Annotated in this window: 14 protein-coding genes; 9 read left to right on the top strand and 5 right to left on the bottom strand. The window is 67.4% G+C overall.

The window, feature by feature from the left end:
* Positions 1 to 191 precede the first annotated feature (191 nt).
* The 3 genes from N5J29_RS02310 (at position 192) to N5J29_RS02300 (ending at position 7,561) form a co-directional block, all read left to right on the top strand.
* Positions 192 to 6,245 (top strand): ESPR-type extended signal peptide-containing protein, encoded by a 6,054-nt coding sequence (locus tag N5J29_RS02310; RefSeq protein WP_279924091.1) that lies wholly within the window; start codon positions 192 to 194, stop codon positions 6,243 to 6,245.
* A 62-nt stretch (positions 6,246 to 6,307) separates the two neighbouring features.
* The gene (locus N5J29_RS02305) at positions 6,308 to 7,147 is read left to right on the top strand and encodes an OmpA family protein (protein WP_053517837.1); all 840 of its coding nucleotides are present in this window, start codon (positions 6,308 to 6,310) and stop codon (positions 7,145 to 7,147) included.
* Positions 7,148 to 7,270: 123 nt separating this feature from the next.
* Entirely contained in the window at positions 7,271 to 7,561 is a 291-nt protein-coding gene (locus N5J29_RS02300; protein ID WP_164152543.1) for a hypothetical protein, read from the top strand.
* Positions 7,562 to 7,576: 15 nt separating this feature from the next.
* Here N5J29_RS02300 and N5J29_RS02295 read toward each other — a convergent pair whose 3' ends face one another.
* Positions 7,577 to 9,349 (bottom strand): chloride channel protein, encoded by a 1,773-nt coding sequence (locus N5J29_RS02295; protein WP_204313637.1) that lies wholly within the window; start codon positions 9,347 to 9,349, stop codon positions 7,577 to 7,579.
* 62 nt (positions 9,350 to 9,411) lie between these two features.
* Entirely contained in the window at positions 9,412 to 11,493 is a 2,082-nt protein-coding gene (locus N5J29_RS02290) for a TonB-dependent siderophore receptor (RefSeq protein WP_164152545.1), read from the bottom strand.
* A gap of 130 nt (positions 11,494 to 11,623) precedes the next feature.
* Between N5J29_RS02290 and N5J29_RS02285 the strand changes: the two genes are divergently transcribed.
* Positions 11,624 to 12,544 carry a M14 family metallocarboxypeptidase gene (locus tag N5J29_RS02285; protein ID WP_164152547.1) on the top strand — a complete coding sequence of 307 codons (921 nt, stop codon included), beginning with the start codon at positions 11,624 to 11,626 and terminating at the stop codon, positions 12,542 to 12,544.
* Between the two features lie 73 nt (positions 12,545 to 12,617).
* Here the strand turns inward: N5J29_RS02285 and N5J29_RS02280 are convergent, their stop codons facing one another.
* Positions 12,618 to 13,469, bottom strand: a complete 852-nt coding sequence (locus tag N5J29_RS02280) for a LysR family transcriptional regulator (protein ID WP_164152586.1) — start codon at positions 13,467 to 13,469, stop codon at positions 12,618 to 12,620.
* Between the two features lie 112 nt (positions 13,470 to 13,581).
* On the opposite strand from N5J29_RS02280, the gene N5J29_RS02275 reads away from it, so the two are divergent.
* From N5J29_RS02275 to betT, 4 genes are all read left to right on the top strand, one after another.
* Positions 13,582 to 13,935, top strand: a complete 354-nt coding sequence (locus N5J29_RS02275; protein WP_053517832.1) for an SMR family transporter — start codon at positions 13,582 to 13,584, stop codon at positions 13,933 to 13,935.
* Entirely contained in the window at positions 13,935 to 14,255 is a 321-nt protein-coding gene (locus N5J29_RS02270) for a multidrug efflux SMR transporter (protein WP_053517830.1), read from the top strand. Before N5J29_RS02275 ends, N5J29_RS02270 begins: the two co-directional genes overlap by 1 nt.
* 66 nt (positions 14,256 to 14,321) lie before the next feature.
* On the top strand, positions 14,322 to 14,702 hold the full coding sequence (locus tag N5J29_RS02265; RefSeq protein WP_053517829.1) for a VOC family protein: 381 nt from the start codon (positions 14,322 to 14,324) through the stop codon (positions 14,700 to 14,702).
* 137 nt (positions 14,703 to 14,839) lie between these two features.
* On the top strand, positions 14,840 to 16,819 hold the full coding sequence (gene betT / locus N5J29_RS02260) for a choline BCCT transporter BetT (protein ID WP_065182937.1): 1,980 nt from the start codon (positions 14,840 to 14,842) through the stop codon (positions 16,817 to 16,819).
* 127 nt (positions 16,820 to 16,946) lie between these two features.
* Here the strand turns inward: betT and N5J29_RS02255 are convergent, their stop codons facing one another.
* Positions 16,947 to 19,574: a TonB-dependent receptor gene (locus N5J29_RS02255; RefSeq protein ID WP_164152549.1), complete on the bottom strand. Its 2,628-nt coding sequence runs from the start codon at positions 19,572 to 19,574 to the stop codon at positions 16,947 to 16,949.
* Between the two features lie 235 nt (positions 19,575 to 19,809).
* Positions 19,810 to 20,787 carry a zinc-binding dehydrogenase gene (locus N5J29_RS02250; protein WP_065175232.1) on the bottom strand — a complete coding sequence of 326 codons (978 nt, stop codon included), beginning with the start codon at positions 20,785 to 20,787 and terminating at the stop codon, positions 19,810 to 19,812.
* A gap of 432 nt (positions 20,788 to 21,219) precedes the next feature.
* Here N5J29_RS02250 and N5J29_RS02245 point away from each other — a divergent pair, with 432 nt between their 5' ends.
* Complete coding sequence (locus N5J29_RS02245) at positions 21,220 to 23,583, top strand: ribonucleoside-diphosphate reductase subunit alpha (protein WP_193395897.1); 2,364 nt, start codon at positions 21,220 to 21,222, stop codon at positions 23,581 to 23,583.
* Positions 23,584 to 23,678 lie beyond the last annotated feature (95 nt).

The raw sequence follows: 23,678 nt of genomic DNA, 5'->3' as shown, positions 1-23,678 counted from the left end.
CAGGGGCTTTCACGGCATTGCTGCCGGTTTTGCATATCCGGCTGCCGAATCCGGCCGTGGATTTGCCGGATTGCGCGATTGCCCTGCCGGATTGAAGTGCGCCACGCCTCCGCGAACCGTTGAAATGTCAGTCACCTGCCTAGCGGCAAGTCCACTGTCATTCAAGTTGTTCGCCTACGGGGGAAATGCTCATGAACCGCATCTACCGGCGTGTATGGAACCGCCAGCTCAATGCTCTGGTTGTGGCCTCGGAACTGGCCACCGGCGATAGCGGCGGCACCGCATCACGCGATCCGCGCACCTCCCTGCTGACGCCCAGCGCCCTTGCGCTTGCACTGCTGTGCGTGCTGGCCAACGGGCCGGCATCCGCAACCGAATCCAATCAGTCGCTGCGCGATCTGCAGGCGCTGGCGGCCAAGTACACCCAGACCTTGCCGGTGAAAGTCGATGCCGAAGTCGCCCTGGCCGCAGCCGCGCGACAGGCGCAGGCGACGCCTGCGATCAGTGCCGATACGCGTGTGGGCCTGCAGCTGAGCACGGCCTCGCTGCCGCTGGTGCACGAGGTCCTGCCGGCCGCCGTGCAGGTGAAGCTGGGGGCGACCGCATCGCCGCAGCATGTGCCCACGCCAGCGCTGGCCGCTGATGTGCGGGCCCAGCTCGGCATCGGAGCAGGTACCCAGGTGGATACCTCACTGGCAGCGAACGTTTCCTCCGGCTCCGCTTCGCCGCTGGGGCTGACGGCCGATGCGAAGGCAAAGGCCAGGGTCGGCATCGCGGGTGCCCCGGTGGCATCGGTGGGTGCCGGCGCCAAGGCGGCAGCGGGTATCACGACATCCTCGCAGGGATTGTCCGGGTTGAAGGCCGGCATCGACGGCAACGCCGACTCGCATCTGGCCATCGCCGGACATCGAATCGAGGGCCAGGGCAAGGCCTCCGCAACCGCAGCGGTGAGCTTGCCCGCCAAGGAAGAACTGCCGGGCGAGACCGATGATCGCGCGATCACGGCGGCGTTCGATGCAGGCGTCGCCGGCAAGGTGCGCGTGCAGGGCCCGGGTGGCCAGGACGTGGTGGCCGATCGCAACCTGAAGCTCGCGGGCCGGACCGTCGTGAGTGCGCAGGCCAGCACGCTCGGTCTCGGAGGCCTGCATCACGGCGCCCTGGGCGATCTTGGCGGTGCGGTGGGTGGCGTAGTGCACGGCGTAGTCGGCACGGTGGGCAGCGCAGCAGGCGAGACGCTGCACGAAACCGTCGGCACCGTAGGTAGCGCAGTGGGCGGCACGCTGCACAACACCGTGGGCGCAGTAGGTGGCACGCTCCACGGAGCTGCCGGCACGGTCGGCGGTGCGGTGGGTGGCGTAGTGCACGACGTGGTCGGCACGGTGGGCAGCGCAGCAGGCGGAACGCTACACGAAACCGTCGGCGCCCTCGGCGGTGTGGTGAGCGGTGTACTGAACGGCACTGTCGGCACCGTGGGTGGCGCAGTGGGCGGCACGCTGCACAACACCGTGGGCGCAGTAGGCGGCACGCTCCACGGTGCTGTCGGTACGGTCGGCAGTGCGGTGGGCGGTGTATTGAACGGCACCGTTGGCAACGTCGGTGGTTCTCTGGGCGACACGTTGAACAACACCGTAGGTGCTGTAGGTGGCGTCCTCGATGAAACCGTCGGCACCGTCGGTGGTGCGGTGGGTGGCGCGCTCAACGGCACGGTCGGCACGGTCGGCAGCGCCGTAGGCGGCGCTTTGAACGGCACCGTGGGTGCGGTTGGCGGTGTCCTCGATGGAACCGTCGGCACCGTCGGTGGTGCGGTGGGTGGCGCGCTCAACGGCACAGTCGGCACGATCGGCAGCGCCGTAGGCGGCGCGTTGAACGGCACCGTGGGTGCGGTTGGCGGCGTCCTCGATGGAACCGTCGGCACGGTCGGTAGCGCCGTAGGCGGCGCTTTGAATGGCACGGTGGGTGCAGTCGGCGGCGTCCTCGATGGAACCGTCGGCACCGTCGGTGGTGCGGTGGGTGGCGCGCTCAACGGCACGGTCGGCACGGTCGGCAGCGCCGTAGGCAGCGCTCTGAACGGCACCGTAGGTGCAGTCGGCGGTGTCCTCGATGGAACCGTCGGCACCGTTGGCGGTGCGCTCAACGGCACGGTTGGCACGGTTGGCAGTGCTGTGGGCGGCGCGTTGAACGGCACCGTAGGTGCAGTCGGCGGTGTCCTGGATGGAACTGTCGGCACGGTCGGCGGTGCGCTCAACGGCACCGTCGGCACGGTTGGCAGTGCCGTGGGTGGCGCTCTGAACGGCACCGTAGGTGCGGTCGGTGGCGTCCTGGATGGAACTGTCGGCGCGGTCGGCGGTGCAGTCGGCGGTGCGCTGAACGGCACCGTTGGCACAGTCGGCAGCGCCGTAGGCGGTGCTTTGAACGGCACCGTGGGCGCAGTCGGCGGTGCAGTCGGAGGCGTGCTCAACGGCACGGTCGGCGCAGTCGGTGGTGCGGTGGGTGGTGTGCTCAACGGCACCGTCGGCACCATCGGAGGTGCCGTGGGCGGTGCACTCAACAATACGGTCGGCTCGGTCGGCAGCGTTGTCGGTGGCCTGCTCGGGGGTGGAAGCACCACGCCAGGCAGCGGGCTGGACGGCGTACTCACCGGCACGCTCGGCAACGTCGGCGGTGCGGTGGGCAACCTGCTGGAGGGCAACCTCAACGGTACCGTCAACAATCTCGGCGGCGCAGTCGGCGGGCTGGTGGGCGGCACGCTGGGTGGCCTGGGCCTGACCCAGCCCTCGGCGATTCCGCCGGACAGCCCGAAGGCACCCGCTCCGGCTGATCCGAATGCGGGACTCATCATCGGTACCGGTGGCCTGGTCGGCAACGTCGGCCAGCTGATCGGCCCGACGACCAGCAGCCTGTTCGGCGGTGACGGCTATCTGCACAACGGCAATCTCAAGCTCAGCAACGCGAACGTGATGCAGGCCTACTCCACGGTCAACGTGCTCGGCCTGCCGGTCGTGAACCTGTCACCGGTCGGCAGCACCCTCAATGGCCTGGGCGGCGCGGTGACCGGTGGCAGCTCGCACCTGACCCTGATCGGTGGCGTCACCTCCGACAGTTACATCTACAACATCAACAACGGCAACCCCGGTGGCCTGCTGGGCCTGCTGCTGCCGACCGATTCGCCGGCATGGGCCGCCAAGTGCCTGGATATCGCGTTGGCCGACATCTCCTGCTGGGCGGTCAACGCCGCACAGGATTACCAGGTGCTGATGGGTGACGGTGCCTTCGCCAACGGCTCCAAGGAAGTGGTGATCGGCGCCAATGCCCGCCATGAGCTGCCGAAGGTGGATGCCAACGTGGCGTTCCCGGGTGCCGGTCCCAACGATCCCACCAATCCAACCGGCGTGCCGACTGCGGACTACGCCGCGCGCATGGGCCACTCGGTGATTGTCGGCGACAGCGCGGTGGGTACTGCCAACGGCCAGACCCTGATGGGTGCGGAGGCGACCTCGAACCAGGCCAATTCGGTGGCACTGGGCTACCGTTCTGCTGCGCTGCGCGGCGCACAGGCCAGCTACAGCGCCTATGGCCTGACCGCCGCCCAGGTCTCTGCCGGTGAAGTTTCGGTGGGTACCGCCAACGGTGGCGAGCGCCAGATCACCAACCTGGCTGCGGGTAGCGCCAATACCGATGCGGTCAACGTCGCCCAGTTGAAGGGCGCGATCAGCCTGATCGATGATGTTTCGGCCGGCGCGGTGATGTACGACGTCGATGGCGCAGGCAATCCAGACTATCGCCGCGTCACGCTCGGCAACGGCACGGGTACCACCACCATCGGCAACCTCGCCGCGGGTGCGGTGACCGCCGGCAGCCTGGAAGCCGTCAACGGCGGCCAGCTGGCCACCACCAACGCCGCCATCGCCGGCTTCTTCGGTGGCATCACCGCCTTCGATCCGGTCAGTGGCGCCTTCACCGCGCCGCTGTTCGAGATCAGCACGATCTCCACCGACGGCGCCATCGCGCAGGGCCTGTACAACAATGCGACCGATGCCTTCGACGCCGTCGACGGCTCGCTGGTCAATCTCAACACGCAGATCAACGATATCCGCAACGGCGGCACCAAGTACCTGCGGGTGAACTCCACGGGCGTGGAGGCAGTGGCCACCGGTGCCGACTCCATCGCGGTCGGTACCAACGCCCGCGCCACGGCGGCCAACGCGATCGCGGTCGGTGCCGGCAGCCTGGCTGATCGTGCGAACAGCGTGTCGATCGGTGCCGCGGGTGCCGAACGCCAGGTGACGAATCTGGCCGCCGGTACGGCTGCCACCGATGCGGTGAACCTGGGCCAGCTGCAGGCCTCGGAGGAAGGCGCGCTGCGCTACGACCTCAATGGCGATGGCAGCGTCAACTACGCCAGCGCCACGCTGGGTCAGGGCGGCACGGCGACCACGCTGCGCAACCTCGGCCCGGGCCAGGTGAGCGCCACGAGCACCGAAGCCATCAATGGTGCCCAGCTGTTCGCTGCCAACCAGGCCGTTGCCACCCACCTCGGCGGCGGCGCGGCGGTCAATGCGGCCGGCGTGCTGACCGCGCCGACCTACACGATCAACAACATCGCCGCCAATGGCACCATCAGCCAGGGCAGCTACAACGACGTCGGCACCGCCTTCGACGCGGTCAGCAATTCGCTGGCCAATGTCGCCGACCAGACCGACGATATCGACAAGCGCGCGGTGAAGTACGATGTCGATGGCAGTGGCAACGTCGTGAACACGGTCACCCTGAGTGGTACCGGCACGGGTGCGGTGAAGGTGACCAACGTGGCGGCCGGCAGCATCCTTGCAGGCAGCAGCGACGCCATCACCGGCGACCAGCTGTTCAGCACGAACTCGACCATCGCCAGCTACTTCGGCGGCAGCACGGCCTTCGACGGCACCACCAATCTGTGGACCGCGCCGTCGTTCAGCATCTCCAGCATCGCCACCGACGGCACCCTGACCGCCAACGACTACAGCAACGTCACCGCGGCGTTCTCCGCGGTGGACGGTTCGCTGAGGGTGCTCAACCAGCGCATCACCAACGGTGGCGGCAGCCCGTACCTGGCAGTGAACTCCAGCGCCGCGGCGGCCGCTGCGGCGGGTGCGGAGGCGCTGGCGGTGGGTCCGCAGGCCAGTGCGGCAGGTGCTTCGGCCGTGGCAGTCGGCAACGGTGCCAACGCCAGCGCGGACAACAGCGTGGCACTGGGTGCCGGCTCGGTGGCCAGCGTCGGCGCGCAGAGCGGCTATACCGGTGCCTATGGTCAGACGGGTGCCAGCAATTCGGCAGGCGAAGTGTCGGTCGGCAGCAGCGGCAGTGAACGCAAGATCACCCACGTTGCCGACGGCTCGGACGATCACGACGCGACGAATGTCGGCCAGCTGAAGAATGGCGTGAACTATGCCATCGATCAGTCCAAGGCCTACACCGACCAGAAGATCCAGAACATCACCAACGTCGCCGGCAGCTTCCGCGCCAACAACAGCAACAACCTGGCCGATCCGGCCGCGACGGGCGCCAATTCCGCAGCCGGTGGTGCAGGATCGACGGCTGCCGGTGCCAACTCGACGGCCCTGGGCAACGGCTCGCAGGCACAGGCCGACAACTCGGTGGCCCTGGGCGCAGGGTCGGTGGCCAACCGTGCCAACACGGTTTCGGTGGGGGCCAGCGGCGCCGAACGGCAGGTGGTCAATGTGGCAGACGGCACCCAGGCCACCGATGCGGTCAACGTGCGGCAGCTGCAGGCCTCGCAGCAGGGCACCATCCGCTACGACACCACCGTCAACGGAGCCACCAACTTCAACAGTGTCACTCTCGGCAGCAGCACCAGCGGCCCGACGACGGTCCGCAACGTTGCCGCCGGTACGGCAGGCACCGACGCGGTCAATGTCGACCAGCTGAAGTCCGGCATGGCGCAGACTCTGGACTGGTCGAAGGCCTATACCGACGAGCGCATGGGCGGCTTCGAGCGCGACCTGCGCAGGACCGACAACCGCGCTTCGGCCGGCATCGCTTCGGCCATGGCCACGGCCTCGCTGCCGCAGCCGAGCGAAGCGGGTCGCAGCATGGCCTCGTTCGCAGCCGGCAGCTACAACGGCGAATCGGGCGTGGCGGTGGGCCTGTCCGGTGTCTCGGAAGGAGGCCGCTGGATCTACAAGTTCAGCGGCTCCACCAACAGCCGTGGCGAGGCCGGTGTGGCCGTCGGTGCCGGCATCCAGTGGTAACCGCCGTAGCCGGGCCGCAATCGCGGCCCGGTTGCCGCGCAAACGTCTACAGGGGGAATGACATGAATCAGCATCGCATCGCCCGCGCTGGCCGCATCGCCGCGTCGCTGGGCCTGATCCTCGCCGCCGGCCTGCTGGCCGCCTGCCGCAGCCACGCGCCCGCCGGTGAGGGTCCGGCGGAGGCCACTGCAGTGGCCTTCCCGGAAGTCTCCAAGGCGTCGCTGAAGGAGGGTACCTATCCCGACATCGCCGACCTGCGCCGCTTCGCGCCCGGGATGAGCAAGCGGCAGCTGTACAGCCTGCTGGGTACGCCCCACTTCAACGAAGGCATGTGGGGCGTGCGCGAGTGGAACTATCTGTTCAACTTCCGCACCGCACAGGGCGCCGAGTACTTCACCTGCCAGTTCCAGGTGCGCTTCGACAACAAGGGCATCGCCCAGGCCGGCTACTGGAAGCCCGAATCCTGCGCCGCCGTGCTCGACCCGCCGCGGCCACCACCGCCGCCGCCGGCACCCGCGCCACTGCCCGAACAGCCGCTGCGCCTGGCCGCCGATGCACTGTTCGGTTTCGACAGCGCGGTACTCAGCGCCGAAGGCCAGCAGGCGGTGCAGGGCATCCTGGCGCAGGTCCGTGAGGCCAGCAAGGTGCAGTCGATCCAGGTCGTCGGCTACACCGACCGTATCGGTGCGGCCAGCTACAACCAGCAACTCTCGCAGAAGCGGGCCGAAGCGGTGCGCACGGCCCTGGTGCAGGGCGGAGTGCCGCCGGGCAGCATCAGTGCCGAAGGGCGCGGCGCGGCTGAACCGATCGTGCAGTGCGCACAGCGCAACCGTCGCGAACTGATCGCGTGCCTTGCGCCGAATCGCCGGGTGCAGATCGTCGGGATCGCGCACCCGCGCTGAAGTCTCCCGCGCCGTGGCCATGCCCCGGCATCCCGAGTCCCCCCTGACCACCGGCAGGACGTGGCCACGTCTCCCCCGTCGTCCACCCCTGCCGGTGGCTCAGGTTTTCATACGGTGCACGCGATGAACGCCCAATTCCTGCCTCTGTCCATGAAGACGGAAACCACCCTCAGCGTGTATGGCCAGCTCGGCAATCATGCGGTCGTGCGCATCCCCGGGCGGCGCCTGCCGGGCCTGATCCTGCAGGCCGATACCGTGGCCGGGTTCCTGGCCCAGCTGCAGGAAACCCAGGCCTGCCTGCGCAGTGGCCGGGCGCAGCGTGCCGATACAGAGCTGGACATGCTGATCGACATGCTGGAGCAATGGTACGCGTTGATCGAGTCGCGGCTGGCCGATGCCGGCGAAGCGCTGTAGCAGCGGGGCGGGCGATCAATCGGCGTCTTCGACGCGCTCGCCCATCAGTTCGCGCTGGCGCTTGTCCAGCTCCTCGGCGTAGCGCCTGCGCACGAAGGCCTCGGAAACAATGCCCAGCAGCTGGCCATCGGCGGCAACCACGGCCAGTTCGTCGGCCTGCGTCCGGTCGAAGCACTGCATCACGCTGACCACATCCGCGCCCGGCAACAGTGACACCTCGCGGTTCTCGGCCAGATCGCCAACGGGTGTCTCCGGCTTCACGCCGTCGGCGTAGACGCGCGGAATCTGCACGATCCCGGCGTAGTGGCCTTCGCTGTCGATCAGGACCACGCGACTGCCGGAGCCCAGCGGGAAACGCTGGCGGAACGCAGCGGCATCCAGCCCGGCCGGAGTGGTGGCAACGCCCTTGCGCATCATCCGCCCGGCGTTGAGGGTGTGGATCCAGCCGACGTCGCGTGCGCTGCGGATGGTTTCGCCGCGCAGATGCATGCGCCATGTCGAGAACGAGTAACCGAACCACTGGCGGACCAGTGTGCTGGAGACCAGTACCGCGCTCATCACCACGCTGGTCAGCAGGAAGTCGTGGGTGCCTTCCAGCACCAGCATGGCCATGGTCATCGGCGCGCCGACCACTGCAGCGGCCAACGCGGCCATGCCCGCAAGCGCCGCGGACGTGGCGTCGACCACGGGCACGCCGGTGGCCATCGCCAGCAGGCCGGCAAACAGGGTGCCGACCAGGGTGCCCATGAACAGCGACGCAAAGAACAGGCCACCGCGGAAGCCGAAGCCCAGCGAAATGCCCGAGGCCAGAAGCTTCAGGGCGAGCAGGCCGCCGATCCAGATCAGTGGCAGCTGCGTGGTCAGGTCCAGGTGCAGCGCACCGTGACCGGAGGAAAGCACCTGCGGGCTGGCCATGGCCAGTGGAATCAGCAGGAGGCCGCCGACCATCGGGCGCCCCCACAGGGGCAGTGGACTGCGCTTGACCACGCCTTCGATGGAGGCGATCAGTCGCATCACGCCGATCCCCACCATGGCGCAGCAGCAACCGAGCAGGCCGTAGATCGCGTAGTCGGCGGCGCGCACATCGATGGTCGAGGCTGCGGGCAGCAGGTACGCCTCGATGCCAGCCTGGTCGGCGACGAATGCACCCGCCAGTGCGGCCAGGGCCACAGGCGCGAGAGCGGCGGGCGTGTAGGCGCCGATGACGATCTCGAACGCGTAGAACGCGCCGGCCAGCGGAGCCCCGAAGGCCGCGGCGATGGCGCCGGCGGCACCGGCACCGACCAGGATGCGCACATCATTGCGGCGCAGGCGCATGACACGGCCCAGCTGCGAGCCGCTGCCCGCACCCATCTGGGTATACGAAGCCTCAAGGCCGACGGACGCACCGCAGCCGTTCGACAGCAGGGTCTGGGTGAGCACGATCAGATTGTCGCGCATCGACATGCGACCGCCATGCAGGGCATTGGCCTCGACCGCGTCGAGCAGCGGGCGCTTGCGCCGCGCGGCCGCCAGGCTGACCAGCCCGACCAGCAGGCCGCCCAGCGGCAGCACCAGCAGGGCGGTCCAGCTGAGCGCGGGCAGGGAGCTGAGGCGCATGCCGGGTTCCAGCCCGTACAGCGCACTCTGCAGCCCGCGCGCGATGTCCGACTGCAGCAGCGTCAGGCCACCGGCGATCAGGCCGACCAGCAACGCCAGTGCGATGAACCACAGGTCGCTGCCACGCAGGCGCAGTCGCAGGCCCTGGAAGGCCAGATGCAGGCGCGATGGTGGAACCGTGGAGGCCATGGTGGCGGCATGATACGCCGCCATCGTGATCGCCACCGTCACCGCATCGGGCATTTACCGCATCAGAAGCGGTAGCGTCCCTGCAGGTAGAAGGTGCGTGGCGCGGCCACCATGCGCCCGGCATTGCCGTCGACATTGCGGGTGTACCAGCGCTTGTCGGCCAGGTTGTTCACGCCGGCCGTGATCTCGCTGTCGCCCAGCCCCGGAACCCGCCAGGCCACCTGCGCATTCCACAGCCGCACCCCCGGCACGCGGCCCACACGTGCATCGGCGCTTTCCTGCCAGGTGTTGGCAGCGTCGGAGAACTGGCCGCTCTGGTGCGTGCTGGAGACATTGAAGGTCCAGGCCGACAGCGCATAGCGGGCGCCGATGCTGTCGGTGTCGCGCGAGTAGAAGGGCACGTCCCGGCCGCGGTTGTCACCGGACTGCTGGATCGCCTTGGTCCAGGTGTAGTTGGCGTACAGTTCCAGTCCGGCCAGCACGCTGTCTTCGGCGAAGCGGTATTCGAGCGCGCTTTCCACACCCTTGTGGTCGGTCGCACCGATGTTCTGGAAGGTGGGCGGGGTAATCCCCGGCACCTGCAGGATCTGGTTGTCGAAGCGCATCCTGAACACCGTGACGTCCGCGCGCAGTGCGCCGTCCTGCCAGCGGGCGCCCAGCTCGGTGGTCCTGGCCACCTCCGGATTCAGCGGATTGCTGGCGGTCTGCGAGTTCAGCTGGATGTTCTGCACGGGCCCGAACGAGGTGGTGTAGTTGCCGAACACGGTCAGCTGCGGGGTCAACAGGTAGGCGACGTTGAGCGAGGGCAGGGCTTTGTCGTTGCGGCTGCTGAAGGTGGTGCCGCCATCGGCCTGGCGGCGGTCCATGTCGATCCATTCCATGCGCACCCCCGGCGTGATCCGCCACTGGCCGATGGCGATGCGGTCGTCGAGATGGAAGGCGTGGGCGTCGGTCGCATTGTCGAAGCGGTTGATGGCGCTTGTGGCGCCGGTGCGGCGGGTCACCGTGTAGCTGCGGTCGTTGCCGCGCTCGCGCAGGAAGCGGTAGCCGGCGGTGACGTCGTGCACGCTTTCCCCCCAGTGCAGGCGCTGGGTGTAGCGCGGTTCGATGCCGAGCACGCGGTAGTCGCGCGGCTGCACGCTCACGTGGGTGTTGGCAGCGTTGATCAGCGAGCTGGCACGGGTGCTTTCGTTGTAATAGGCCAGTACCTCGAACTCGCTGGTGTCGGACAACGTGTGGGTGTAGCCCAGATCGATGCCCGTGCGGTGGCCCTTCCAGAAGTCATCGGGACGCGTGTTCTGGAACGGATCCGCCTCGTACTGCGCGCGGGTCAGGCCGCCTGGCGTCAGCGAGCGGACGTCGTAGTAGGACAGCTTGGCACGCAGCGTCTGCTGGTCGTCGATGGCGTAGGCGAACTTCAGTGCCAGATCGTTGAAACGGTCGTCGCTGCCTTCGCGCCAGCCGCGACCGTCCTGGCCGGAATAGAGCAGGGCGACGCCCAGGCCGTTGTCGCTGGTGCCGCCGAGGAAGGTGTTGTACTGGGTGCTGTCGCCGCCGCCATGGTCATGGGCGTTGTAGCGGATCCCGACCTCGCCGTGCAGGCCGCTCTGCTGCGGGATGGCGCGGGTGCTGAAGTTGATGATGCCGCCCACGTTCTGCGGCCCGTAACGCACGGCTCCGCCGCCGCGCACGACGTCGATCGATTCGATGTTGGACAGGCTGGCCGGCGCGAACGACAGCTGGGGCTGGCCGTAGGGTGCGACGGCCAGCGGCACGCCATCCAGCAGCACCGTCGAGCGGGGTGAGTAGCGGCCGGTGAGGCCGCGCACGCCGATGTTCAGCGACACCGAACTGCCGGCGGTGCCGGAGTTGTCGGTGACCTGCACGCCGGGGATGCGGCGCATGGCGTCGCCGATGCTGGTCGCGCCACTGGCCTCGATGCGCTGGCGATCGACCACCGTACGTGCCCCGGCGAAGCTCTTGACGCTGTCATGCAGGCCGGTGCCCAGCCAACTGCCGGAGACCTGGATGCTGTCGAGCGTGGTCGGGGCGTCCTCGGCGAGGGCCGAAGCAAGGGGCATCAGGCACAGGGCGAGGGCTGCCACCAAGGGCAGCTGGGCCGGTTTCGGGGTGCGGAGGGGCATCTGGACGGCGCAGGGAAGGTGGTAAATGAGAATTATTGCTGATTCCATTCGTGAATGGAATCGAGGGCCGATGGCCTCCGGGGTCGGGTGGTAAACTGAATGATTGCCTCCTGACTCACCGAGATCCGTCATGCCTGCAGCTGTCTTCTATCCCGTCGGAACCCCTGGCCAGCCGTGGGGAGCGGCGGAACGGGAGCAGTGGCGTGCGCGCCAGCAGCGCCTGCGCCGCTACGACGAGGAAGTACTGCCGCGCATCGAGGCACTGGCAGCGCGCTTCGACAAGGTGGCCTACGGCCAGCTCGACTACGCGGGAGAGACCTATACCCTGTTCGCCCTGCGCAGCCGCGACTGGAACCCGGCGCTGCCGGCGGCGCTGGTCACCGGCGGCGTGCACGGCTACGAAACCAGTGGCGTGATGGGTGCCCTGGAGTTCCTTGAAAAGCACGCGGCCAATTACGTGGGCAAGGCCAACCTGCTGGTGGCACCGTGCGTCAACCCGTGGGGCTTCGAGCGCATCAACCGCTGGAACTTCGACGCGATCGATCCGAACCGCAACTTCCGTGCCGGTGGTCCGGCTCGCGAATCAACCGCGCTGATCGAGCTGATCGAACCCCTCAAGGGCCAGTTCGCGCTGCACATCGATCTGCATGAGACCACCGACAGCGATGAAAGCGAGTTCCGCCCTGCGCTGGCGGCGCGCGACGGCAAGCCGTTCGAACCGGGCCTGATTCCTGATGGCTTCTACCTGGTGGACGACAGCGCCAATCCGCAGCCGGCGTTCCAGCAGGCCGTGATCGCGGCGGTGGAAAAGGTGACCCACATTGCACCGGCCGACGACAAGGGCGAGATCATCGGCTCTCCGGTGGTGGCCCATGGCGTGATCGAGTACCCGCTGGTGGAATTGGCCCTCTGTGCCGGCATCACCGGTGCGCCGTACACCACCACCACCGAAGTCTACCCGGACAGCCCGCGCGCCACGCCGCAGCAGTGCAACGACGCGCAGGTGGCCGCGGTCTGCTCCGCGCTGGACTACGCACTGGCGCATCGCTGAGGGGGAGTGCCGAGCCCATGCGCGGCTGCGGTTGCAACAACCTTGATACATCCCGGGCCGATACGGCCCGGCGCTACCGCAGTGCGTCGGCCCACCACAGTGCGGCCGGCCCGGGTGGCGTGTCGCGTCGCCACACCAGGTCGCTGTGGATGCGCCGCGGCCAACCGGGCAGGGCCAGTTCCACCAGGTGTCCGCGGTCGTAGCGCTGCACCAGCGCTCTCGGGAGTTCGGCCCAGCCGATGCCTTCCTCGGCCATTTCCATCACCATCAGGTAGTCCGATGCGGTCCAGGCCGGGCCGGCGACGGCACGCGCGTGATCGACCTGTGCGCTCAAGCGAATCTGTCGATGGCGGGCAAGCTGCGGTGCGGCGCGCGCACCGGCCGCGGCCAGTGCGTGTCCGTGCGCGACGTACACCGCCAGCTCGCTGTGATGGGCCAGGGGCTGTGCGATCACTGCATCCGGATAGCGCTCCTGGCGAGGCAGCAGGCCCAGTCCGGCGCGGCCGCTGCCGACCAGTTCCAGCACATCGTGCCCTTCAGCGTCGAGCCACTCCAGTTCGATTTCGGGAAAGGCTTCAGCGAAGCGCTGCAGCACCTGTTGCGTCGGGTCCAGCTGGTAAACATCGGAGAACACCACCGTCAGCCGGGGTTCGACAGGTGCAGCCAGGCGCACGCTCAGCTGCCGCAGGCGCGCATCGGCAGCCAGGATTTCCTGGGCATGGCCCAGCACCTGCCGCCCCGGGTCGGTAAGCTGCGGATAGCGCCCGCTGCGGTCGAACAGCGATACGCCCAGATCGGCTTCCAGATGGGCGATGGCGGTGCTGACCGTCGATTGCGTCTTGCGCAGGCGCCGCGCGGCAGCCGAGAAGGAGCCCAGTGCGGCAGCCTCGACGAACGCCTGCAGGGATTCAGGAGAGTAGGGCATCGATCCATCGCTCATATCGATGGATTCCATTTTTGATCCATCGTAAAGGGCGATGATACTGGACGCCATCGCCCCTGTCAGCGGGCGCTGTGAATCCTGCTGGAGTTTTCCCATGACCCGTCGTGTTCCCGCCCCAGGCCCCCTGATTGCCTGGGCCTGCCTGACCGTGGCGATCGTCGCCGAAGTGGTCGGCACGTCATTCATGGCCCATGCCGCCCGCGCCGGTGGCTGGACCGGCTACCTGGTGATGGCCGGGGCGCTGGCGTTGTCCTATTACTTCCTGGCGCTGTCGGTACGGCGCATCGCGGTCGGCGTTGCGTACGCGGTGTGGGAGGGGCTGGGGCTGACCCTGCTGACCCTGGTCGGCATTGCGGTGTTCGGCGAGAGCCTGTCGATGCAGCAGTTGGCCGGCCTGCTGCTGGCGGTGGCCGGCATTGTCTGCGTCACCCTTGGGGAGGCGCACTGATGAACACAACGGCACTGTTCTTCGTGATCTGTTCCGCACTGATCGACGTCGCGGCAAACATGATGGTGGCCAAGTCCGAAGGCTTCCGCCGCTGGCATTGGGGTGTCGCCGCCGTCGTCATGGTCTGGATCGCCTTCGCGCTGCTGGGCCAGGCAGTACGCCACCTGGACCTGGCCACGGCCTATGCGCTGTGGGGTGCCATCGGCGTAATCGGCACCGCTGCCTGCGGGCGCCTGCTGTTCGGCAATCGCCTGCGGCCCATCGGCTGGATCGGCATTGCACTGGTGACGGGGGCGGTGCTTCTGCTCAGTACCGCATGAGCGGCGACGATTGCAGACCGGAGCGCGCTGTCCGACACTGCGGTTTTTCCGCAACGGAGTGCCGCCATGTTCAGCCACATCACCGTCGGTTCCAATGATCTTGCGGTCTCGCGCCGCTTCTACGACGCACTGTTCGCAGCCATCGGCGGCCGACCGGGCATGACCGATGAAGATGGAAAACTGGTCTACATCAAGGACGGGCGGATGTTCATCGTGACCCCGCCCATCGATGGCCAGCCGGCGTGCCACGCCAATGGCGGCACCATTGGTTTCGCGCTGGAGACTCCGCAGGCGGTGCACGCCTGGCAGGACGCAGGCATCGCCCACGGCGGCAGCGCCATCGAAGATCCACCGGGCGTACGCCACAAGGCCGGGCGGCAGCTGTACCTGGCCTACCTGCGCGATCCCGACGGCAACAAGTTGTGCGCCGTGCACGTAATGCGCTGAACTTCGCGGCGCGCGCGTCATACCACGCGCGTGCTGTCCCTGTGCTGTCATCGCGCGACAGCACTTCATCCTGCGTCCACCGCCGTTCAGCCAGAATCCGCCGGCTCACTCTTTGATCGACCGGAGAACGCCGCCCCGTGGAAGCCCTGGAGCCGCAACAATCCCCGGTGCGCACCCTGCGGCCTGTATTCGCCTTCGCGGCGATCATCGTCGTGGCGTTCGCGCTGTTCGTCAGCCTCTATCCGATCGGTGCCGGTCGCCTGCTGCTCAGCGCACAGGACTGGGCGGCACTCAACGTTGGCTGGTACTACCTGCTGGCGATGACCCTCTATCTGGTGTTCGTGGTCGGCGTGGCGCTGTCCAAGTATGGTGGCATCAAGCTCGGTGCCGACCATGACGAGCCGGAGTTCAGCTATCTCTCCTGGGCGGGCATGCTGTTCGCCGCGGGTATCAGCATCACCCTGTTCTTCTTTTGTGTCTCCGAGCCGCTGACCCATTACCTGCAGCCGCCGCAGGGCGATCCCGCCGCCGGTGAGGCCGGCGCGCGCCAGGCCATGCAGCTGCTGTTCCTGCACTGGGGCCTGCATGGTTGGGGCGTGTTCGCGCTGGCGGCGATGGCCATGGCCTACTTCGCCTATCGCCACAACCTGCCGTTGGCGCTGCGCTCGGCGCTGTATCCGCTGATCGGCAAGCGCATCAACGGCCCGATCGGCTACACCGTGGATGCGCTGGGCATCGTCGCCACCGTGTTCGGCATCGGCGCTGACATGGGCTTCGGTGTTCTGCACCTCAACGCGGGGCTGTCGCACCTGTTCGACATCCCGCACTCGAACTTCGTGCAGATCGCCCTGGTCGCCAGCATGATGGGGGCGGCGGTGGCCGTGGCAGTGTCCGGCGTGGAGAAGGGGGTCCGCTGGATGGCCAACATCAACATGCTGCTGGCGATCGCGCTGGTGCTGTTCATGCTGTTCGCCGGGCCCACCCAATACCTGTTCGGCACGTTGATGCAGAACCTGGGCGACTATCTGGGCAGCGTGGTCGGCAAGAGCTTTGACGTGTACGCCTATGGTGGACGGCCGGCATGGTTGGGCGGCTGGACGGTGTTCTACTGGGCCTGGTGGATCGGCTGGGCGCCGTTCGTCGGCCTGTTCATCGCCCGCATCTCGCGCGGACGTACCATTCGCGAATTCGTGTTCGGCGTGCTGCTGATTCCGCTCGGCTTCACCCTGGCCTGGTTGTCGATCTTCGGCAACAGCGCGCTGGACCAGGTGCTGCACCATGGCCAGCAGCAGCTGGCACAGCTGGCCGTGGATGACCCACCGACCGTGCTGTACGCATTGCTTGATGGTTATCCGTGGAGCCGCACGGTGATCGCGGTGACCGTGCTGGTCAGCTTCATCTTTTTCGTGACATCGGCCGATTCGGGCGCGGTGGTGCTGTCCACGCTGTCGTCGCACGGCGGCGCTCCGGAAGACGATGGCCCGCGCTGGCTGCGCGTGTTCTGGGGCACGGTGATCGCCGTGCTCACCGCAGGCCTGCTGCTGGCGGGCAGCATCGATGCGTTGAAGTCGGCGGTGGTGCTGGCGTCACTGCCATTCTCGGCGGTGCTGCTGCTGATGATGTGGGGCCTCACCCGGGCGTTCAGCGATGAGTCGCACCGCAAGCGCGCGCTGCAGTACCGGCCATCGCCGCTGATCGGCGACGATCGCCACCACCAGGGCTGGCGCCAGCGGCTTGCGCAGGCCATGCACTTCCCGGTGCGCGACCAGGTCTACCGCTTCATGGATGACACGGTGAAACCGGCGATGGAAGCCGTGGCCGAGCAGCTGCGCGAACAGGGCTGGGACGTACATACCCGCATCGAAGCCGGCGACATGGAACTTTCGGTCAACCATGGCGAGCAGCAGGACTTCCTGTATCGGGTGATCCTCCGCGGCTACCTGACGCCGTCGTTCGCCGCCCAGCAGCTGCGCAACCAGCGCTACTACCGCGCCGAAGTGCATCTGTTCGAAGGCAGCCAGGATTACGACCTGGTCGGATACAGCCGCAAGCAGATCATCAACGACATCATCAGCCAGTACGAGCGGCACCTGCAGTTCCTGCACCTGAGCCGGTGATGCACGACCGCTGCGATGGGTGCGGACCGTTGGTCCGCGCACTCCGTGGAGCCGAGCCCACGCTCGGCTCCATCAAGCCGGTAAAGCAGCCGGGCATGGGCTCGGCGCTGCATGTGCAGTTTCCGCATCAGAACCGGTAGCGTGCCCCCACCGTGACGAACTGGCCGCGCAGGTTGTACTGGCTGATGTCGAAGCCGTTGGAGCCGCCCGCCGGGTCGAATGGCGGGTCCTTGTCGGTCAGGTTCAGCACCGACAGCGACAGCGTGGTGTTGGGAATGCCTTCGTACGCCACGTACAGGTCCAGCTGGTGATAGGGCTTGACGCGATCGCGCAGGCCCGGGTTGCTGGTGGCCGTCGCTACCCGCTGGTCGTAGCCGCTGACATATTGCAGGCTCAGCGTGCTGTTCCAGTCGCCCACCGCCCAGTTCAGTGACGTGGTGCCGCGGGTGCGCGGCAGCGCGCCGTGGCGGTTGTTGCCCGCGCCGTCATAGGGCGCCTGACCGGCTACCAGGGGCTGCTTGAAGCTGAGCAGATGGGTCCAGCTGCCGGCGAGGGTGAGGTTGCCCCAGCCGTCGGTGCGGAAGGTGCGGCTGGCCTCCAGGTCGAGACCGGACGTGGTCAGCTCCCCCTGGTTGGCATACTGGTTGGTGATGAACTGGATGCGGCCCTGCGCATCGCGCTGGACCCGGCCCGGGAACAGGGCGGGATTGTCGACGATGAACTGTGCGCTGTCGGGCTTGACCAGGTTGTCCTGCTCGATGCGGTACCAGTCCAGGCCGATGCTGCTGTCAGCGTCCGGCGACCACACCGCGCCAACGTTGAGATTGCGCGAGCGCTCGGCCTTCAGGTCGGGATTGCCGGTGCGGATGTTGGTGACACCGCGGCTGCCACCGGGCTGCAACGGGTCGAGCGGGTCGATCACCGATCCGTAGCTGACCGTCTGTCCGGGTGCGATTTCCGGCAGCGAGGGGGCGCGGAAACCGCGCGAGAACGAACCGCGCAGCAGCAGGCTGTCCAGCGGCTGCCAGCGCAGCGCGAACTTCGGCGAGAACGCCTTGCCGAAGTCGTCGTAGCGGTCGCCGCGTCCGGCGACCTGCAGTTCCAATGTGCGATGCAACGGTACGCTGAACTCGGCGTAGGCGGCGCTGACCTGCCGCTCGCCATCGACCACGTTGATCGCCGGCCGCAGCTCCGTTCCGGACAGCACCTGCGCACTGGTCCGTGCATCCAGCGATTCCTTGCGGAACTCCGCGCCCCAGGCGAAGCCGACCGCGCCGGCCGGCAGCTCCCACAGCGACGTCGATGCCTTGAGGTTCAGAGAGTGCAGCTGGTACCAGCCCGGGCGCTTGGTCTGCAGGCGCAGCGCGTCAAGCGCGGCCGGCGTGCTGGCCGGGTCGAGGAAGTTGTAGCTGCCATCGCGCAGGATCTGCTCGAACGCGTAGCGGTTGATGAAGTTGTCCACGTACTCGCGCTGCTCGCTCTGCGAGGTCAGCGCGGCGACCTCCCAGTCCCAGCGCTCGCCCTGGCCACGCACGCCGGCCAATGCACGGTAGAACACCTGCGTGTTGTCCTTCAGGCGCGGGCCGAGATCGAAGAACGTGTACTCGAAGGGCAGGGGAGCGCTGCCCGGGTTGTTCGGATGCCCGACCGGCAGCACTGCCGGAATGTCGAGCAGGGTGCCGGTGGCGGGGTTGTAGGCGCGCAGGCCAGGGCCGACGGTCAGTGGCGCGCTGAAGATCTGGTCGGCCGTGTTGTGGCTGTAGAGCACGTCGGCGAAGGCTTCGACGTTGTCACTGAAGCGGTAGGTCGCGCTCAGCGAGGCCTGCAGGCGTTCGGCACCGGGCTGCAGGGTCTTGAATGGCTGCGCATTGAACGCGCAGGCCTGGCCGGGCAGGCTGCTGCCGAAGTCGCTGTAGGGCCGCAGCTGGCTGCCCTCGGGGCAGGGCGAGAATGGCTGCGGCGCGCGCGGGTTCGCCAGCCAGTTGCCACCGGCAGTGGACCAGCCGGCCAGGCGACCACCGGGCTTGTCGCGGAAATCGCCGCTGCGGGTATAGGCGCGCTGGTCGGCGTCGAGCCGATCGCGCTTGAGCACGTCCAGCCCGAACAGCACGTTCCAGCCCTGCTGTTCGAGGTCACCGAAACCGGCCAGCAGATTGGCCTTGCGTTCGTCGAGGCCGCCCTGGGTGGCCGTACCGAAGCCGCCGCCCACTTCCACGCCCTGGAAGTTCCTGCGCAGGATGATGTTGATGACACCGGCGATGGCATCGGAGCCATACACCGCCGAGGCGCCGTCCTTCAGTACTTCAATGCGTTCGACCGCGCTGATCGGCAGCGCATTGAGATCGACGAAGGTGTCCTGGGTATTGAGGGCGAAACCGAAGTTGGCCACCCGATAGCCGTTGACCAGCACCAGGGTGTTCTTCGGCGACAGCCCGCGCAGGCCGATCGACGCCGAGCCCGCCGCGAAGCTGCCGGTGTACTGCTCGTCGAAGCTGTTGCCGGCATTGGCCGACAGGTTGCGCAGCACATCGGTCAACGTGCTGCGACCGGTCTGTTCGATCTGTTCACGGCTGACGATCTGCACCGGGTTGGGGCCGGCGGTGTCGCTGCGCTTGATGTTGGATCCGGTCACCAGCACGGTGCCGACCGTGCTGCTGTCCTTGCCGGTATCGGTGGTTTCAGCAGCGCCGGCAGCGCCGGCGGTAAGTCCCAGCGCGATGGCGCCGGCAAGCAGGTTCAGGGTGGTGCGGTACATGGAAGCGACAACGCCGGACAGAAGAGGAGCCGCCAGTACCGCATGCGCTCGCCTGCGCCTTCCAATGACGAAAGCGCATTCAGTTATACATCACAGGTTCTTAACGAGTGACTGGCCCTGTTATCGACCGGTGCTGCGCATTCCTCTCAGGGGTCAGATCCCTTTCCAACGGAAAGGGATCTGACCCCGGTCGGCCGACCCAACAGAAAGGGATCTGACCCCGGTTGGCCGACCGTCAAGGCCGCAAGAGCACCTTGCCGTTGCGGCCGGAACCTGCGCCGGCTTTGACCGCCGCAGCGATATCGTCGAGTGCGAACACCTGTTCCACCGGCAGCGTCAGTTCGCCGCCGGCTGCACGCTGCAGCAGTTCGCCCACCAGCCGTCGCTTGTCGTCCACCGCCATCGCCTGGCTGACCTTGCTGCCCCAGAAGCCTTTCACGGTGGCTTCCTTGTAGATCAGGCCTCCGGCGGGGATGCGCATGGGCTCGCCGCTCATCACGCCGAAGGACACCAGCGTGCCGTGGTGGCCGAGCAGGTCGACCAGGTCACCGCTGGCGTCGCCGCCGATGGAATCCACGGCGGCCGCCGCCTGCGCTTCACCGGTCACTGCACGCACGCGGTCCTTCCAGCCGTCCACCGAGGTATCGAATACATGATCGATGCCGAGCGCCTGCAGCTGCGCGACCGCATCGGCGTTGCGCACCAGGTTGGCCACATGGACACCCCGCGCCCGCGCCAGCATCGCCAGCGACTTGCCGACCGCGCCATTGGCGGTGTTCTGCACGATCCATTGGCCTGGCTCGACATGCAGGAATTCCAGCAGCATCAGCGCACTGAGCGGCATGGCAATCAGCTGCGCAGCGGTCTCATCGGGGATCGATTCCGGCATCGGAATCACCATCCGTGCCGGCGCGATGAATGCTTCGGCCCAGGTGCCGTGCACCGAGGCGGCAGCGACACGCTGACCGACCCGAAGGCCGTCGACGCCGTCGCCAACCGCGTCGACCACGCCCAGTGCCTCGCTGCCACCGATTGCCGGCAGCGTCGGCTTGTAGCCATACAGGCCGCGCACGGTCAGCAGATCGTGGTTGTGGATGGAGGCGAGCACGGTACGGATGCGCACCTCGCCAGGACCAGGTTCAGGCAGGGCGGCCTCGGCGACGGCAAGGACGTCGGACGGGTCGCCGAAGGAGGAGTACTGGGCAGCGCGCATGGGGGATGTTCCGCGGAAAGTGGAGGTTGTATCGAAGTGGGGATGCGTGCGGCGTCGACAAGGCGGCGCAGACGCAACACGGCATCCTGCGACGGTTCGTCGCGGAGGGCGCTATTTACTGCATCTTGTGTTGACGATATCCATCATCCCCACTATGTTGGGGCCGTCACTCCCGGTCAGCCGCCGCCGCCGGACGATGCAAGACACGTCCCGCGGCCCGCCCCTGAAGGCTTGCCGTGTCGACGCGGCCGCCCTCGTGCGGACTCAGGTCGCCCCCACGGCCCGGATACCGGCCGCAGGCGCAGGCACTTGCCGACGATCTGGTGTTCCCGCGCTTTGGCATCCCACCCGATCGCCCCGTGCGCCGGTATCGCGTGCAGGGCCGCCATGGCATCGGCGCAATCGTGCGTGCGAGCCTGGAGACGCAGGACCATGACTGAATACACCTACCGCGCGGCCGATCCGGCCGGCGCCGGCGACGCCCTGCGCGCCGGTGGCGAGCGCGTGCCGACCTGGATCACCAAGGAGGCTGGCAACCGACGCCTGCCGTTCGACGCCGGGCGCCTGCAGCGCAGCATCGACGCCATCCATGCCGAGTTCCCGCAGCTGGACGTAGCCGACTACCGCCGCGTGGTGCAGGCGATGGTTGAGCGCAAGCCCAGCATCAGTGCTGACGACCTGGTGGACCTGCTGATCCGCGAGGCGGAATCCCGTGTGGACCTGGTCGCGCCGGACTGGGAGCGGTTCGCCGCCCGCATCTACCTGCGCCGCCTGTACAAGCGCGCCAGCCGCAACCGCTTCTACGATGTCAGCCTGAAGTACGGCTCGTACGTAGGCCTGCAGGAGAGCCTGGCCGACCGTGGCGTCTACAGCAATGACATCCTGCGCTGCTACTCGAAGGAGGAGCTGCAGCAGGCCGGAGAGATGATCGATCCCGACCGCGACCGCCTGTTCGCGTACAACGGCCTGTACCTGCTGGCGACGCGCTACCTGGCCAGCGACCGCAGCCGCGAGGTGTACGAGTTGCCGCAGGAGCGCTGGCTGACCATCGCCCTGTACCTGATGCAGGAGGAGAAGCCGCGTGAGCGGCGGATGCAGCTGGTCGGCGAGGCCTACTGGGCGCTGTCGAACCTGTACATGACGGTGGCCACGCCGACGCTGGCCAACGCCGGCAAGGTCGGTGGACAGCTGTCCAGCTGCTTCATCGATACAGTGGACGACAGCCTGCAGGGCATCTATGACTCCAATACGGACATTGCCCGCGTGTCCAAGCACGGCGGGGGTGTCGGCGCCTACCTGGGCTACGTGCGCAGCAGCGGTGCACCGATCCGTGGTGTGCCCAACTCGTCCGGCGGCGTAGTGCCCTGGATCAAGCAGCTCAACAACACCGCGGTATCGGTCGACCAGCTCGGCCAGCGCAAAGGCGCGGTAGCGGTATACCTGGACATCTGGCACCGCGACATCGAGGCCTTCCTCGATCTGCGCCTGAACAACGGCGACCAGCGCCTGCGCGCGCATGATGTGTTCACGTCGGTCTGCGTCCCCGATCTGTTCATGGAGGCGGTCGAGCGTCGGGCCGACTGGTACCTGTTCGACCCGCATGAGGTAAAGCAGGCCAAGGGCTGGTACCTGCAGGACTTCTACGATGAGACGCGCGGTGCGGGCAGCTTCCGCGACCGCTACGCGGAGCTGGTGGCCGACGAGCGCATCAGCCGGCGCACCGTGCGCGCGATCGATCTGTTCAAGCGCATCATGCTCAGCCAGCTGGAGACCGGCAATCCATTCCTGTTCTACCGCGATGAAGTCAATCGCAGGAACCCGAACAAGCATGCGGGCATGGTCTATTCCAGCAACCTGTGCACGGAGATCCTGCAGAACATGAGCCCGACGCGGATGATCCAGGAGATCGTCAGCGGCGACCAGATCGTCACCACCCGCCGCGCCGGCGATTTCGTGGTGTGCAACCTGTCCTCGATCAATCTCGGACGGGCGGTCACCGCGCCGGACGATCTGCTGGCGAAGGACGTGCTGGAACGGTTGATCCCGATCCAGGTGCGCATGCTGGACAACGTGATCGATCTCAATGCCTTGCCGGTGCCGCAGGCCACGATCACCAACCGCAAGTACCGGGCCATCGGCCTGGGCACGTTCGGCTGGCATCACCTGCTGGCGCAGCAGGCGATCCCGTGGGAATCGCCGGAGGCGGAGGCGCTGGCCGACCGCCTGTACGAACGCATCAACTTCCTGACCATCCAGGCCAGTGCCGAACTGGCGAAAGAGAAGGGCCACTATCCGATGTTCGCCGGCAGCGACTGGCACACCGGCCGCTACTTCAGCGACCGCGATTACCGTGATGCGGCCTGGCAGGGCCTGGCGCGTGAGGTGGCCCGCCATGGCCTGCGCAATGGCTGGCTGCTGGCGGTCGCGCCGAACATGAGCACCGCCCAGATCGCCGGTTCCACTGCCTCGATCGATCCCATCTACAGCGCGTTCTACTACGAGGAGAAGAAGGACTTCCGACGGCCGGTCGCGGCCCCCGGGCTGTCGCTGGAGACCTGGCCGTACTACGAGAAGGGCGCCTACAAGGTGGACCAGTTCGCCAGCGTCCGGCAGAACGCCCGGCGCCAGCGCCATGTGGACCAGTCGATCAGCTTCAACCTGTATGTGCCCAGCACCATCCGTGCGAGCACGTTGCTGGAGCTGCACCTGAGCGCATGGCGCGCGGGACTGAAGACCACCTACTACGTGCGCTCCAACGACATCGACATCAGCGAATGCGAGTGGTGCTCGAGCTGATCGCTGCGCCCCAGCCGCGGTAGCGCCGGGCCATGCCCGGCGAGCGCACCGCGCGGCCACCGTACATTCCGCCGGGCACGGCCCGGCGCCATCCT

The organism is Stenotrophomonas sp. GD03680, assembly GCF_029844625.1.
Taxonomy (GTDB): Bacteria; Pseudomonadota; Gammaproteobacteria; order Xanthomonadales; family Xanthomonadaceae; genus Stenotrophomonas; species Stenotrophomonas maltophilia_P.
This window is presented reverse-complemented; position numbering and strand designations above follow the sequence as displayed.

Coding starts and splice junctions, on each gene's coding strand:
- N5J29_RS02295 (WP_204313637.1), bottom strand. CDS start 9,349: ATGGCCTCCACGGTTCCACCATCGCGCCTGCATCTGGCCTTCCAGGGC.
- N5J29_RS02280 (WP_164152586.1), bottom strand. CDS start 13,469: ATGCCCTACTCTCCTGAATCCCTGCAGGCGTTCGTCGAGGCTGCCGCA.
- N5J29_RS02265 (WP_053517829.1), top strand. CDS start 14,322: ATGTTCAGCCACATCACCGTCGGTTCCAATGATCTTGCGGTCTCGCGC.
- N5J29_RS02300 (WP_164152543.1), top strand. CDS start 7,271: ATGAACGCCCAATTCCTGCCTCTGTCCATGAAGACGGAAACCACCCTC.
- N5J29_RS02250 (WP_065175232.1), bottom strand. CDS start 20,787: ATGCGCGCTGCCCAGTACTCCTCCTTCGGCGACCCGTCCGACGTCCTT.
- N5J29_RS02310 (WP_279924091.1), top strand. CDS start 192: ATGAACCGCATCTACCGGCGTGTATGGAACCGCCAGCTCAATGCTCTG.
- N5J29_RS02290 (WP_164152545.1), bottom strand. CDS start 11,493: ATGCCCCTCCGCACCCCGAAACCGGCCCAGCTGCCCTTGGTGGCAGCC.
- N5J29_RS02305 (WP_053517837.1), top strand. CDS start 6,308: ATGAATCAGCATCGCATCGCCCGCGCTGGCCGCATCGCCGCGTCGCTG.
- N5J29_RS02245 (WP_193395897.1), top strand. CDS start 21,220: ATGACTGAATACACCTACCGCGCGGCCGATCCGGCCGGCGCCGGCGAC.
- N5J29_RS02275 (WP_053517832.1), top strand. CDS start 13,582: ATGACCCGTCGTGTTCCCGCCCCAGGCCCCCTGATTGCCTGGGCCTGC.
- N5J29_RS02285 (WP_164152547.1), top strand. CDS start 11,624: ATGCCTGCAGCTGTCTTCTATCCCGTCGGAACCCCTGGCCAGCCGTGG.
- N5J29_RS02255 (WP_164152549.1), bottom strand. CDS start 19,574: ATGTACCGCACCACCCTGAACCTGCTTGCCGGCGCCATCGCGCTGGGA.
- N5J29_RS02270 (WP_053517830.1), top strand. CDS start 13,935: ATGAACACAACGGCACTGTTCTTCGTGATCTGTTCCGCACTGATCGAC.